Genomic DNA, 15,215 nt, shown 5'->3' with positions numbered 1-15,215 from the left:
TAAAAAGGAAAAAAGCAACTAATTAGTTGCTTTTTTTGTATAATGTTCACCAATATTTTTTAATTCGTCATTAGTCAAACTCCATAAGAAACTGAGTAACTTTTGCTTATTAATATTTTTATCATTTGCATCAACTTGAGCAACATGTTTATTAAACTTCAACGATTTTCGACTTTCATATAGTTTACTGAAAATCATTCCAATATATTTGTCTAAATATGTTCTATTCGAATGATTTTGCTTCTCATACATCAACTCCAAAAGTGCAGTTGTATATTCTTTATTGTGAATATAATTTTCGTAATAATTTTGGATTACTTTTGCTTTAATATTTTCAAATTCTGCCGAAGGAGTTACATTTTGTTTCGTAAAATCTTCTTGAAAATTATTCTGAATCCAATCTAATCGATCTTTCAAATTTGGATGTGTACGAATAGAATCTTTATCAATATATTCAGTAAAATTTAATCCTTCGAACAATGAGTTTTTTTCTATTTTAATCGATTTAGGATTGAATTTTTGTTCAGGCAAATCAAATAAATAAGCATAGATAGAATCATCAAGTATAAATTTATCGCTTTGATCAAATTCTTCAATTTTCTTTAAAAGATGAAAATATTCGCTTTTAGGATAATTAAGATTTTTATATAAAATGTATCCCAAACTATCAGCAGAAATCTCTTTCTTGCGTGATTGTTCTGCTAAATCATATTTTTTTTGAATAACTTCATTTTGAGATTTAATCAATTTTAAAAAATCTTGTCGCTTGATTGACTTAATTTCACGTTTAAAATCTTTCTCAAATTCAGCATCTTGTTCTATTGCTAATCTTGTGTGATTTAATTGATTGTGAGCAATCTCATGACAGATTACTGCTGCAAATTGAAATTGATTATCTAACAAATTAAACAAACCAGATTCTATAAAATATACATTAAAACCAAGTGAAGAAGCATTTGGAATATTAGATTTTATGATATAAAATTTATTTTTATTTATTTGTAATTCAGCGTTTTTAGAAATGATTTGATTAAAAATATTTTGAGTAAATTTCTGATAATCATTATCTAATACGTAATTATTTTTAGTATAATTAAGAGAAATTCGATGTTCTAAAAATTCAAAATAATTTTCATATTCTTTTCTTTCTTCTTTTGAATTGAAATTACTAAGAGTTGATTTTATATTTTTAATATACTTAGAATCTAATTCCTTTGTTTGTGGATAAACAGATTGTATTAATAATAAGTAAGAGAAGAAAAGTATAAAGTATTTCATTCTATTTTTTGAAAAAGATTAGTATATAATTCTCACAAAAATATACAAATAATTCTTTAAACCTCGATTGTTTCAACTAATTTTGCAGAACAAATAAAACAAAAGATTCTTCTCAATTATGAAACAATTTACTTCGGTTTATGATGTAGAAAACATCGACGAATTACTAAAAACAGCCTTAGAAATTAAAGCAAATCCTTTTGCTCAACAAGAAGTTGGTAAAAATAAAACAGTTGGTTTAATTTTTTTTAATCCAAGTTTACGTACACGTCTAAGTTCTATTAAAGCGGCTTATAATCTTGGAGCAAATGCTTGGGTTTTGAATGCTGGAGCAGATTCTTGGACATTGGAAATGGCTGATGGTGCTGTGATGAACGGAGATTCGCAAGAACATATCAAAGAAGCAATTCAGGTAATGAGTGCGTATTGTGATGTTTTAGGCGTTCGTACTTTTCCGAAATTAGTAGATCGTGATGAAGATTATAACGAAATCATGTTCAATAAAGTAAAAGAATTATCTTCTGTTCCTGTTGTGTCTTTGGAAAGTGCAACATTACATCCATTACAATCTTTTGCTGATTTAATTACAATTGCAGAAAAAACGGGTTATACGCCTGGGACAAAACCTGAAAAGAAAGTGAAAGTTGTGATGACTTGGGCGCCGCATCCACGTCGTTTGCCACAAGCTGTTCCGAATTCTTTTGCGCAATGGTTTTCTAAAGTAGATTGGGTAGATTTTACAGTTGTACAACCGAAAGGATATGAATTAGATTCCAAATTTACTGATGGAGCAATGATAGCTTATGATCAAGATGAAGCATTGAAAGATGCAGATTTTGTCTACGCAAAAAACTGGTCTTCTTATGAAAATTATGGTCAAGCGAATGATGGTGATAAAGATTGGGAAGTGACAATGGATAAAATGAATTTAACAAATAACGGAAAATTTATGCACTGTTTACCAGTTCGTCGTAATGTGGTAGTATCTGACGAAGTTTTAGATTCTGATTGTTCTATCGTAATTGATGAAGCAACGAACAGAATTTTCTCAGCTCAAACTGTTTTCCACGAGATCCTGAAAAATAAGTAGTAAACTACAACATACAAAAAAGGCTTAAAATTAATTTTTAAGCCTTTTTTGTTATATTATTTCTTGATTATTTTTTTTGTACTTTCTTTTCCATCTATAATTGTTCTTAGTATATAAATGCCTTTTGGTAAATGTTTTACATTGATAGACTTTTCAGAAGTGTTAAGAATTAATTTACCATTCATATCATACAAGGTAGCAGTGGTTAACTTTCCATTTGTTTGAATATTTATGGTTTCTGTTGTTGGGTTAGGAAAAATGTCAAAACTAACTTTGTTTGATTCATTTGTAAATAAATCATCTTTTGGTAAATCTATTAAGAATGAAACTGAAGTTGTATCTGTTCTTCCTACTCCAACGATATGTTTGCCATCTCTTGATATTCCTAACGGTAAAGAAAATGTAACTCCTAAATTATCTATTCCTAAACTTTTAACATAATCATTTAAGTTTTGGTAACCATCTTTTTCTGTCCAAATAAATCCTTGTCCCATTGTTGCTCCTCCTGGCCAATTTCTATAATAACCAATAATGACACTACCATTATAATTTGAAGAAGTAGCACTACCTCTATAGTACATTCCCGCATTAGGATCTTCAATTTTGATTAATCCAGTTTCTTTGCTCCATTTTGAAGCATAATATCCACTAGAACCTAACATCCACTTTCCATTTCCAGATATGTAACCAATTTCATTAACGGAATATCCATTCTGGTCTTTAATAATTACCTGTTCTCCATTTTCCCAATAACATCCTTCTCTTAATCCTGTAATATTATCTTGCCATCCAACAAATATTTTACCGTCATCACTTACATTATTAATTCTAGAGCTACTTGTTTCTATAGTAGATCCTATATCAACTAGGCCAGTTTCTTTCGTCCAATAAACAGCATGTGCTGTTTTGCCAGAAGTTTGAGCTAAACCAACTAATTTTTTAGAATCAGGCGTCATTCCCCAAAGAGAACTCGCAACACCATCAGTTGAAAATCCTAATGATCCCAAATATGTCCAAGTTTTGGTTGTAGTATCGAATATGCCTATTTCTGCAATATTTTTATTTGGATTTGTGATAGTTGTAGCAATTATTTTCCCGTCAGAAGAAACCGAAGGAACTCCTTGATAATATACATTATCAGGCATTGTACCTAGTAATTGAGTTCCTAATTCTTTTGTCCAGTAATAACTACCCGATGTTGTATTTGAGGTAACAACTTTTCCATCATCAGATATTCTATAAGAGAATTCACCATTTCCTATTAAATATACTTGAGCATTTAATAGATTTGAATACATTGTTAATGCAAAAAAACTAGCACTTAACAAACAAGAATAAATTTTTTTCATAATTACATATTTGTGTTAATTGTATAGTTCAAAATTATTTATATAATGAATTTCATTAACAAAATGATTATTATATAATTAAAATTCATTTTTTTTAAAATGTAAAACATTTTATATTAATGTTATGCGTGTTTATTTTGTTTTGAAAAATTCATGAATTTAATATTAATTAAATTGATGAATCTATCCTAATTATCCAATATTATAAATTTAGTCAATCATATAATCAAAAACTAAAATCTCCGAAATTATAGATTTGTTGTCAATTTTGTATCTTTGAATAAAGATTTACAAATGGCAGATTATATCAGAATTCATCCAGAAAATCCACAAGAAAAAGCGATTGATCAAGTGGTTAAGATTCTACAAAATGGAGGTTTAATTATTTATCCTTCTGATACTGTGTATGGATTAGGATGTGATATTACGAATATTAAAGCAATGGAAAAATTGGCACGATTAAAAGGTGTTAAACTTGAAAAATCTCATTTTTCTATTGTTTGTAACGATTTAAGCCATTTGTCTCAATATACTTTACCAATTGATAATAGTACGTTCAAAATTTTGAAACGCGCTCTACCAGGCCCTTTTACATTTGTTATGAATGCTTCGCGCAATTTACCTGTCGCTTACAAAGGGAAAAAAACGGTTGGTATTCGTGTTCCTGATCATGCTGTTCCACAAATGATTGTAGAAAAATTAGGAAATCCTATTGCCTCAACTTCTATTTATGATGAAGATGAAATTGTAGAATATACAACAGATCCTGAATTGATTTTTGAAAAATGGGAGAAACTTGTAGATGCTGTGATTGATAGTGGTTATGGAGATAATATTGCGTCTACTGTTGTTGATATGACAGATGGAGTAGAGGTTTTACGTGAAGGTAAAGGTGATATTGAAGATTATTTATAATTTATTTTAAGAAAAAAACTATGAAAATATTACTTTCTCCAGCGAAGATGATGAATTTGGAAACGAATGCTAAATGGAGAGCAACAACACCTCAATTTTTAGAACATTCGCAAAAAATTATGGATGTTATGAAAGAGATGAGTACAACTGATCTTGAAAAATTAATGAAAATTTCGAAAGATATTGCAGAAATGAATGTGGAGCGTAATCAGGTTTGGAATGTTAAACCTACTGCGAAACAAGCTATTCCGGCAGCTTTAGCTTTCAAAGGTGAAGTGTATAGAGGTTTGAATGCTGAAACGTTAAACGACGAAGCACTTGATTATTTCAATAAACATGCATTTTTGTTATCTGGGCTTTATGGAATGTTGCGTCCTTCGGATAAAGTAATGTTGTATCGCTTGGAAATGGGTTCGAAATTAGATGTTCATGGTTCGAAAAATTTGTATGGTTTTTGGAAAGAAATTTTGACATCTTTTCTAAATTCGAAATTAAAAAAAGGAGAATTTATCTTAAATTTAGCAAGTAATGAATATGCTAAAGTTTTGGATAAAAAATCGTTAAAAGTTCCGATGATTGATGTAGAGTTTCAAGATTACAAAAACGGTGAATTGAAAAAAATCATGATGTATTTTAAACATGCTCGTGGTGCAATGGCGCGTTATTGTGCAGAAAATAAAGTTGAAACTTTGGATCAAGTGAAAGCATTTGACGTGGATGGTTATCGTTTTGATGAGAACCTTTCTACCGAAGAAACTTTGGTATTTACAAGATAATGACTAAAAAAAATAATAACTTGAAGACTGCTTTATTAGTAGTCTTTTGTTATTTTTAAATCATATATGAAAGAAAATTTTATCGATAAATTACCCATCAAAATTATTTACTCGTTCCAATCGCTGATTGAAGAATTAGAACGATCTGAATACAACTTTGGAGAGTTTAAAGCTTTTTTAGAATATCTGAAAGCTACTCGACCAGAGTTGATTGATGGTGTTGAAACATTTGAAGATTTTCAGAAAATTATTAAAGATGTTGAGCCAATTATTGAGAAAATTATTCCTAAACCATTTGTAAAATATAATTTAAAAGCGATAACTTTTCCCTTTTCAGATAAATTTATTTTTGCAACGGATCGACTTAAAGAGTTGATTGATAATAATGAATCACGACTAAAATTCAATTTTGAAGATTTAGATTATGATACATTATATAAGTTTTGTTGTTGCTTCATCTTATCAAAATATTATCATAAAAATTTAGATTTTAATTTATCAAATCAGTTGGTGATAGACAATCAAAATGGCTACAGAATTTATCTTGGGACTGATATAAACCATGATTATTTTCGTATTTATCCATCTGAAGATAAATTTAAATTGACTGAAGATGAAATTGAAGAGTTGTTGAATAATTATGAAGATACAGCTTTGTGGATGAGAAAAATTCCAATTGGATCTTGGATTGCAAAAGGGTTTAATCTTGTATCATTTTTTGATAATACGACTGAAATTGCACTTTCTAACTTAAAATCTAAATTATTATCTTATGGAGAACCTTTTAATATTGTTCGAAATGATATTATTTCTGCATTAAAATCTATTTTTAGAATTAATAATTTAGAAGTCGGTTTTTCAGCTTATAATTCGGATAAAAATCAATTAGAAATTAGTCATTTATTACAATTGAATGATAGCTTACTGATTGATAATCATAAAAAAATAAAACTGAATGAAGTTTTTTGTGCTGATTTAGAGAACAAAATATCGAAATCAGATTATTATGTTGTTTCTAATATTGACGCAGCTTTGGAGAAGTTTCCACAAGATAAAATGTTGAGAATGGCAAATGAATCTGGTCTGAAAAGTTTGATTCTTTATCCATTGAAAAACGGAAAATCTCATTTAGGTATTTTGGAAATAGGCTCGAAAGAAGCTGGAGTTTTCAATCGAATTAATGCAAACCTTTTACGCGAAATCACGCCTCTTTTAGAAGAATCTATTTATCGCTATACGGTAGAATTTGAGAATCAAATCAATGCTTATATACAAACCGAATATACGTCGTTGCATCCAAGTGTAGATTGGAAATTTAGAGAAAAAGCTCGCGAACATATATTGCATCCGGGAAATACAAAACAAAAATTGCAGATCTCTTTTCAAAATGTATATCCAATTTATGGTGAATTCGATGTGAGAAATTCGTCAGTGATTCGAAATCAATGTTTAAAAATGGATTATACTAATCAGATTAATTACTTGATTTTGATTTGTAACGAGTTATATAATCGTACAAAAAAGAATAAATTTTTGGATTATATTGACGATTTGACTGATTTTTTGCAACGAATAGATAATGTAGATAAAATCTATTTCGAAAGCGAATTATTTGATTACATTACGTTGCATATTCATCCTGAAATTCCCAAATATGTAAAGGACAATGAGAAATCAATTATCGAAGAATATCTAAAAAAGTTAGATTCTACAACGGGATTATTTTACGTAGAACGCAAAAAATTTGACCAAACAATTGTAATGACAAATTCACTTTTGTCGAACAAATTAGACACTTTTCAGAAAGATGCTCAAGATGTATTTCCGCATTATTACGAACGTTTCAAGACAGATGGAATTGATTACAATTTGTATGTTGGGCGAAGTATTGCGCCGTTCAAAAAATTCTCCTATCAAAATATTCGAGAAATTAGATATTGGCAACTACAAGCGATGATAGCCTTGGAACAATCTTACAAAGAAATTCAGAAAAAAACACCATTAAAAGTTGAGGTTGCTTCGTTGATTTTTGCAACGAATACCACTTTAGATATTTTGTTCAAATTAGATGAGAAACGTTTTGATGTTAATGGATATAACAATGCAAAATATGAAATAATCAAGAAAAGATTGAGTAAAGCTTTTGTGAAAGGAACAAATGAACGAATCAATTTGCCACACAAAATTTGTATTATTTATACCGAATATATCCTAAAAGAAGAATACTCAAATTATATCAATTTATTAATTGATAAGAAATTTTTGAAAAAAGATGTTGAATATTTGGAAATTGATGATTTGCAAGGTATAAGTGGTTTGCAAGCAATTAGAGTTTCGATTAATTATAAAAATAAACTCGAAAAATATACAAAAATAGAAGAATAAAGAATGGAAAAAGATGATGTATTGCTTAATATTTCGATAGATAGTACTGTCGAAAATATTTGGAAAGTTTTGACAGATGAACAAGCATTTAATGAATGTTTTGAAAACATAAAAATGACTTGTAACGAATGGAAAGTAGGAGAGAAGATAAAGTTTGTATCACAAAAAAATAATGAAACGTTGATAGATGAAGCCTTGATTACATCAATTATGGAGAATGAACGTTTGCGATATAATTATAAAAAACAAAATACAGACCATGAGATTGAAGTAATTTTTAACTTGAAAGTTTCGGGTAATTTTACTTATCTATCAATTGAAGGAAAAGATTTTGCGGATGATTTTGAGCGCTCGCATTCAGAAAATGCGTGGATAAATATGATGCAAGCAATCAAGAAATATGTACAAAAAAAATAACCTTCAAATTTTTGAAGGTTATTTTTTTATATGTTAAAATCCGAAATTCAATCCAAAAACGATTCGTCCCGGATCTTCACCTTTAAAGTATGAAACTGTTGCGGTAATAGATTGTGCTCCGTTTATCCAAAGTCCGCCACCCATAGATGAATGCCATTTATTTGAGTCTTCTCCGTTTAACCAAACTCGTCCATAATCAGCTCCAACAAAAACGCCTAATCGCAATGGAACAACGGCTTTGAAACGTAAAGCATCAAATCGTAAATCAGATGTTTGTAAGAAAACTTTGTCTCCAGCAAAACGACCTAATCGATAACCACGTAAATCTTGATCTCCACCTAAATTAGCCATTTGGTAGAATTCCATAAAATTACCCCAAACTGCTTTACCTTTTAGCATAGAAGCAACTGTTAATCTTCCATTTGCAGAAATTTTGTGCGTAAAACCTAAATTAAGTTCGGTATAAAAATGATTACGTTCAAAATCTGTCAAGTTAGAAATCCACTTTGCATTAGCTAAAAATGTCATACCTAATTTTGGCAATGATTCGTTATCGTAATTTTTGAACAAATATTTGGCTCCAATTTCTCCGAAATGTTGTCCTTTGAAAACGTCTCTATTAATTGATGGTAAATCTTCGACGATACGATCTTTATTCTCTTCAATCTTTTTGTAACTATAAATTGCAGAAAAATCTAAACGACCATTGTTATTCATAATCTTGAAAATAGACGGTCCAATGCTATAACTTTCTAATCGAACACGGTTATAATCCATTCCAATTTCTTCTTGATTATTCATGGTCTCGTTTCCTAAACCAAAGAAATTTGTACTATAAGTTGGGCTCGTGTAAGCTGCATTAAGATCTAAATTCCATTTACCCAAAGCTTTTGTAAACGTTCCTTTATATTTGGCATCCCAACCGCCTGTCGCAAAATAATAACTTATTTGCAAATTGTGACGTTGCGAATATGGTTTACGATCAAAACCGTTGACAGTGTAGGTTGGCGATAAACCAATTTTTATTCCGTCATCAGGATTGTAGCCAATATTAGGTAACATAGTAAAGAAATTATACATCGGTTGTTTGTAATCGTATGTATTAACTTCGTAATCGTTGACAAAATTTTTCGATGTTAAAAAGGTAGATTCAGATGCATCGCTTCCGTTAGCGTAATCATATACTTTTACTTTTGCAGAACGCTTTACTTCGTATATATCGTCATCTATTCCACCAATAATACGAACTAAAATAGCGTTATTTGGCTTTCCTTCAACCTTGAATTTATCTTTTCCGTTTAATCCATATAAACGAATTTCTTTCGTTTCTTTTTTATCAAAATCTTCATCAAGAATTAAAGTTCGATTTTGTCCTGAATAGATTTTTACATTTGTTTTTCCTTTTGGTAAACGAGTTATCACAAAATCTTCATCTTCGTCTGTTCCTTTCAGAATGACTAATTTGCGAAGAACTTTATTATATTCTTCAGCAAATTTTTCTAATTTAGATTTTCGAGCAATAAGATTATTAATGACTTCTTGATCATATTCTTGTTTTGTTTCTTCAGGAATTAATTCAAATGATTGTTTGATATAATCATCACTCAAATTATCTTGAATATATTTTGCTTCTTTTTTCCATAAATCAAGATCGGATGATTCTAAAATGGCTAAATCCAATGGATAAGGTTCTCTGTTGAACCATTTTACATTTTTGATATCATCTTTGTAATCTTGCATATGTCTAAGCGGAGGAATTTTCATAATCAAATGAAAGAAAAGTCCGTCATAACGTGGAAATGCTTGATCTCTATCACGTGGAATTGGTTTATAAATAGTTTGTTTATTTTCTTTGTAAACGCCCCAACGCCATTGGTCAGAATGTCGATCCCAATCTCCAACTAACATATCAAAAAGTCGTGCACGAATATAGGCTTGCTTATCCACGACAACATCTTTGTTTTTGTGAATCGCAGCCAACATATCATCTGTGCTAACAATATCTTTTGGTTTTCCGAAAACACCGTCTTGATATCCGGACATTGGTCGTTCTTCTATCATGTATAATTCATCACCAAAATTTTCATTATATGCTTTCAAGGCTTCTTGTTTTGGAACATAATATAATTTTGGCGTAGAATGCATAATATTGATCGGTTTCATCAAATTAGCAACTGTTAATGGATAATATGGATGATTGGTTGTATAGAAATCCATCAAAAATTTCTCTGTGAACGAATCTTCAAATTCATCTGCAACATATTTATTTTTAAACGCTACTTGCTGAATAAATTGCGTGGCACTTTTCTTCACCGAGCGCATATTGTATTCTTCACCTTTTGCATTTGCCAATCGTAAACTTTGCGTTTGATGTCCACCACCCATTCTAACAGGGGTTAAACCTCCATTTAGTTGACTTAAATTAACAGTATTAGCAGTAATTGTTTGTCCATATGTTCGACGATAATGACGACCAAAAAAGAATTTATACGGATCAGATTTACGTGTAACGTCTAATGGATATACACTTGTTTCTTTCGTTTTTGGCATTTTTTTATCATCATAAACTTGTGCCAAATATTCCTTTTTCTTTTCTGTAATTTGTTTTGTTAATAATAATTCGATTCCATCGTCTTTAAAACCATAGAAATTAGCTTTAGAAGCGCCATTATCATATAAATCTAGTACAACAAAACCATTATCTCCGTAAGAAAAATCGTTTTTACCAACCGCTTTTGCAGATTCTTTTTTAGAACCAGAACCGCTGATAATTTGTTTGACATTGTTTTGTTGAATATATTGCAAGTTGTGATCGTGTCCAGAAACAACAATTACATTATTTCTATTTTCGATAAGTGTTGCAATACGAGAAGCCATTTCTCTGTATTTGAAATTATTAACATCTTGAGGACTAAGACCTGTTGTACTTCTTAATAAATTAATAAAAGATCCGATTACAGGTAATGGAACTTTGAAATTATCTCCTAATGGATAAAACTGTTTTTTGAAATCAAATTGTCCACCATGTGTTCCGTTCGAATATAACGGATGATGCATCGTGATAACAGTTGTTCTGTTTTGATATTTGTTCAATTGCGATTCTAATTCTTCGAAGAAAGCTTCTCGCGATTTGATATCACATTTTTCATTTAGACCAGGATGTTTGTCCCAATCTTGCAAATACCATTCAGAATCTATCGCAATAATTCCGATACTATCATTTACATTTATTTTATCAATTGGACACGCATCTTTTGGTAAAAATGATTTTTTATTACCCAATTGTTTTTTGACTAATTTTTCTTGTTCTTTTAATCCTTTTACACCATTTCGCCAATCATGATTTCCTGGAATAAAAAGAGTTTTTCCTTTAAATTCTTTCGCTAAATCAATCTGAAATTGAAGCTTCTCTCTACTTGTTGTGTATTCAGCTTTTGTAGAATCCGTTACAATTCCATTTTCGTAAACATTATCACCTAAAAAGAAAAGATAAGAAGAAGAGTCAGCTTTCGCTAATTGATTCTTTAAAATTTCTAAATTTTGTTTATTTTTTGGTTGATCAAGATCTCCTGCATCGCCAATTAAATAGATAGATTGAATTTTATTTCCTTCTACATTTTGTACTTTTTCTGTCTTAATGTTTTTCCCATATTGAGGATGTTGCGTAGCGCAAGATGTCATATAAAGGCAAGAACCTACTAAAGCCAAAAAAGGATAATTCAATTTTTTGTTGTTTAGTGTTGGTAATAATTTCATACATTTAAGCGTTAAAAACTTGTGATGAACCAATTGTTATTAAATATAGAAAACTATGTTTTCAATCTGTTCAAAGATAATCTTTCTTTAGATTTTACGTATCATAATTTTATGCATACCGTAAAAGTTGTAGAAGCAATAAAAACGTTGTCTACTGATGAGCAAATATCTACAGATTTACGAGAAAAATTATTAATAGCGGGTTGGTTTCATGATACGGGTTACACAAAAATCGTGCAAGGGCATGAAAGTGAGAGTGCAAACATTGCAAAAGAGTATTTGATTGAGCATAATTTTGACGAAAATTACATCAAAGAAGTCCAAGATTATATTTTAATCACAGCGCTAAATAATGTTCCAAAAAATATAGGTGAAGCAATTGTAAAAGATGCAGATAACTATCATTTAGGACAAACTGAATATCCTAAAATTTCTGAGTTATTACGTGATGAAATAGCTAAAATATGTCACAAAGAATTTTCTGATTATGAATGGCATGTAGAGAATAGAAATTTTTTTCTAAACATACATCATTTTTATACGGATGCCGCAAAAAAGCTTTGGCAGAAAGGAAAAGAAGAAAATTTGATCTTTACCCAAAATAAAATCAAAGAGATAGAGTTGATTGGTGATATTCCCAATAAGTATGAAATCAAGAAAAAGAAAAACGATAAGATTCAACAACCAGATCGTGGTGTTGATACACTTTTTCGTGTAACGTTGAACAATCATACTCGTTTAAGTGATATTGCCGATAGTAAAGCTAATATATTATTGTCTGTAAACGCGATCGTGATTTCGATTGCACTTTCTACTTTGGTTCCAAAGTTAGGAAGTCCAAAGAATGAGTATTTACTTTTACCTTCAATTGTAATGCTTTTATCAAGTGTTGTTTCAATTATTTTTGCAATTTTAGCAACTAAACCAAATGTAACATACGAAAGTTTTAACGAAGAAGATGTCAAAAACAAAAAAGTGAATTTGCTTTTCTTTGGTAATTTTTATCAAATGTCACTTGAAGCCTACGATGATGCTATGCAAGAGTTGATGAAAGACAGAGATTATGTATATACTTCTTTGACAAGGGATTTGTATTATTTAGGAAAAGTTTTGGAACGAAAATATCGTTTGTTAAGCATAACCTACACAATTTTTATGATTGGAACTATTTTATCTGTTCTAACGTTTGCTTACGCGATGATCACAAATGTTGCTTAATTATTTTTTTACTTTTTCAAAAGTAAAAGCAATTTTACTTGATTCATCATTGCTAATTTCAGCTTTTAACTGATGACCAATTTTCCAATATTTGATAAGTTTAGGAAAATCATTCTCTTGATTTTCTAATGTAAACGAATTTCTATCAGAATTGATTAACTCAAAATCAGTTGTCTCTTTTTTAGTTTTGTCCAAATTAACTTTCAATATCCATTTATCATCAATCTTTGTGATAGTAAGATGTTCCTGCGAAATTGTATCATTATTTTTGATTGTAAACCCGCAACCTAAAAAAGTGTTTTTATCAACTTTTTTCCAGTTTTCATACGTTTTTCGATCAGGTTTTTCATTCGTCCTAATCCATTCTCCAACCAAAAAATCAAAACTTGGTTTATCAGCAGAAGTTTTAGTTGATTCGCAAGAATTCAGCGAAAAAATAAATAAAATTAGAAAAGTAAATTGTTTCATATTGGTGTGTTTTAGTTTTATTTCGCGTGCCTATCAACTTCAAAAATTCCAAAAACATTGTTATCTGTATCCAAAAAATAACCTTGCCAACACATTCCAGGAATTGCAAATTTTGGCATAGCTATTATTCCTCCGTTTTCCAGGATTTTTTGAGCAGTTTTATCAAAATTTTCTACTTCCATGGTACATGTAAAAGCATTTGTACCACAATTTAGAGGAGGTGTTTCGGCAGGGCGCTTAAACATTCCTCCCTCCATTCCAGATGTATTGATACGATAATATTCGAGCGGTAAACCTTCTTGTTTTAAAAAACTCCATCCGAAAACATTTTCATAAAATGTCATGCATTTCTGTGGATCATTTGCTTGAATTTCAAAATATACAATGCTATTCATCTGTGGTAAATTTTCTATAATTGAATTTAAATTTAGTGAAAATTTATTCAGAAAATCATTATTCAATCAAATATTAGAATAAATCTTTTGAGAATGATTATTTTTATACTTTAAAAGAAATAAGATGAAAATTGAATTAAATAGAGTAAATCAGGCTTCTCACTATGAAGCGACAGCACCAAGTTCTTCAGTAAAAGTAAATATTGATGGACCAGAATCTATTGGAGGAGAAGGAAAAGGAGTTCGCCCGATGGAGTTAGTTTTGATTGCTTTGGGAAGTTGTAGTGTTTTTGATTTGAATGAGATTTTGAAGAAACAACGCCAAGAAATTGAAGATATTAAAGTTGAAGTTGAAGGTCAACGTAGAGATGAAATTCCAAATATTTTCACGAATATTCACATCAAATTTTTCTTAAAAGGAAATATTGATTTAGATAAAGCAAATAAAGCTGCTGAATTAGCGGTTAAGAAGTATTGTAGTGTACATGATATGCTTGCAAATGGCGGGATTGATATCACCTACGAGATAAATGTGAATTAAATTGATAACAAAAAAAAGGTCTTTCGTTCGAAAGACCTTTTTTCAATACATACATTTTCAATTAAGCTTCAACAGCAGTTAAAGCATCTTGAAAGATATTAACTTGCGCTAATACTTTATTTTTTAATTCTTCATTTACAATTTCACTATTTCGGAAATTATCGTTGAAAGATGGGAAAGTCGTGCTTGCTACAATTTCTCCACTTGCAAACATTCCAAAATATTTTGTCGCAACTTCCATTACATTTCCACCTCCGTAAGCACCTGGAGATGTACTTAATAACAATACTTTTTTATCTTTCAAATATGGCATTTCAATACGAGAAACCCAATCCAAAATGTTTTTTAACGCGACAGAAAAGTTTCCATTATGCTCTGCCAAAGAAATTACAACACCTTCTGCATCTTTGATTTTGTTGTAGAAATCTTGTGCTTCTTGTGGAAATCCATTTTCTAATTGACGGTCAATAGAGTAGATAGGCATCTCGAAATCATTGATGTCAACTAAATCGATTTCTGCATTTTCGATTTGATTTAAAGTATAATTTAATAATTCTTTATTGATTGATTTTTTGCTGTTACTACCAGCGAAAGCTAAAATTTTCATATTCTAATTGAGTTATTTTA

The 15,215-nt window shown here is 29.9% G+C and carries 13 protein-coding genes; 7 read left to right on the top strand and 6 right to left on the bottom strand.

The features are described 5' to 3' along the window. Positions 1–18 precede the first annotated feature (18 nt). Positions 19–1,278, bottom strand: coding sequence for a M48 family metalloprotease (locus tag B4H69_RS06245; RefSeq protein WP_291093170.1), 1,260 nt, complete (start codon positions 1,276–1,278; stop codon positions 19–21). Positions 1,279–1,396: 118 nt separating this feature from the next. Here B4H69_RS06245 and B4H69_RS06240 point away from each other — a divergent pair, with 118 nt between their 5' ends. Further along, complete coding sequence (locus B4H69_RS06240; RefSeq protein ID WP_291093168.1) at positions 1,397–2,368, top strand: N-acetylornithine carbamoyltransferase; 972 nt, start codon at positions 1,397–1,399, stop codon at positions 2,366–2,368. Positions 2,369–2,424: 56 nt separating this feature from the next. Here B4H69_RS06240 and B4H69_RS06235 read toward each other — a convergent pair whose 3' ends face one another. Beyond that, a complete protein-coding gene (locus B4H69_RS06235; RefSeq protein WP_291093166.1) occupies positions 2,425–3,717 on the bottom strand; it encodes a T9SS type A sorting domain-containing protein in 1,293 nt (430 codons plus the stop codon). A gap of 294 nt (positions 3,718–4,011) precedes the next feature. On the opposite strand from B4H69_RS06235, the gene B4H69_RS06230 reads away from it, so the two are divergent. The 4 genes from B4H69_RS06230 to B4H69_RS06215 all read left to right on the top strand — a co-directional run bounded on the left by B4H69_RS06230 (position 4,012) and on the right by B4H69_RS06215 (position 8,210). Continuing rightward, a complete protein-coding gene (locus tag B4H69_RS06230) occupies positions 4,012–4,632 on the top strand; it encodes an L-threonylcarbamoyladenylate synthase (protein WP_219034359.1) in 621 nt (206 codons plus the stop codon). A 20-nt stretch (positions 4,633–4,652) separates the two neighbouring features. Continuing rightward, positions 4,653–5,408, top strand: coding sequence for a peroxide stress protein YaaA (yaaA, locus tag B4H69_RS06225; protein WP_291093164.1), 756 nt, complete (start codon positions 4,653–4,655; stop codon positions 5,406–5,408). A 66-nt stretch (positions 5,409–5,474) separates the two neighbouring features. Next, the gene (locus tag B4H69_RS06220) at positions 5,475–7,793 is read left to right on the top strand and encodes a hypothetical protein (RefSeq protein WP_291093162.1); all 2,319 of its coding nucleotides are present in this window, start codon (positions 5,475–5,477) and stop codon (positions 7,791–7,793) included. 3 nt (positions 7,794–7,796) lie between these two features. Then, positions 7,797–8,210 carry an SRPBCC domain-containing protein gene (locus tag B4H69_RS06215; protein ID WP_115001075.1) on the top strand — a complete coding sequence of 138 codons (414 nt, stop codon included), beginning with the start codon at positions 7,797–7,799 and terminating at the stop codon, positions 8,208–8,210. A gap of 33 nt (positions 8,211–8,243) precedes the next feature. On the opposite strand, the gene B4H69_RS06210 is transcribed toward B4H69_RS06215, so the two are convergent. Next, positions 8,244–11,966, bottom strand: a complete 3,723-nt coding sequence (locus B4H69_RS06210; RefSeq protein ID WP_291093159.1) for a metallophosphoesterase — start codon at positions 11,964–11,966, stop codon at positions 8,244–8,246. Between the two features lie 24 nt (positions 11,967–11,990). Between B4H69_RS06210 and B4H69_RS06205 the strand changes: the two genes are divergently transcribed. After that, positions 11,991–13,184, top strand: coding sequence for a Pycsar system effector family protein (locus tag B4H69_RS06205; RefSeq protein WP_219034917.1), 1,194 nt, complete (start codon positions 11,991–11,993; stop codon positions 13,182–13,184). Here B4H69_RS06205 and B4H69_RS06200 read toward each other — a convergent pair whose 3' ends face one another. Both B4H69_RS06200 and B4H69_RS06195 read right to left on the bottom strand, forming a co-directional pair. Further along, positions 13,185–13,652, bottom strand: coding sequence for a DUF6265 family protein (locus B4H69_RS06200; RefSeq protein WP_291060698.1), 468 nt, complete (start codon positions 13,650–13,652; stop codon positions 13,185–13,187). It lies immediately after the preceding gene. Positions 13,653–13,669: 17 nt separating this feature from the next. Further along, the gene (locus tag B4H69_RS06195) at positions 13,670–14,047 is read right to left on the bottom strand and encodes a VOC family protein (RefSeq protein ID WP_180904698.1); all 378 of its coding nucleotides are present in this window, start codon (positions 14,045–14,047) and stop codon (positions 13,670–13,672) included. A 124-nt stretch (positions 14,048–14,171) separates the two neighbouring features. Here B4H69_RS06195 and B4H69_RS06190 point away from each other — a divergent pair, with 124 nt between their 5' ends. Further along, complete coding sequence (locus tag B4H69_RS06190) at positions 14,172–14,588, top strand: OsmC family protein (protein WP_038336062.1); 417 nt, start codon at positions 14,172–14,174, stop codon at positions 14,586–14,588. Positions 14,589–14,649: 61 nt separating this feature from the next. On the opposite strand, the gene B4H69_RS06185 is transcribed toward B4H69_RS06190, so the two are convergent. Then, positions 14,650–15,195, bottom strand: a complete 546-nt coding sequence (locus tag B4H69_RS06185) for an NADPH-dependent FMN reductase (RefSeq protein WP_180904697.1) — start codon at positions 15,193–15,195, stop codon at positions 14,650–14,652. Positions 15,196–15,215: the final 20 nt, after the last annotated feature.

Origin of the sequence: Empedobacter sp. UBA6745 (assembly GCF_002453775.1) — a bacterium.
Lineage (GTDB): Bacteria > Bacteroidota > Bacteroidia > Flavobacteriales > Weeksellaceae > Empedobacter > Empedobacter falsenii_C.
Note: the sequence above shows the minus strand (reverse complement) of the source record. Positions and strands in the feature narration are given on the sequence as shown.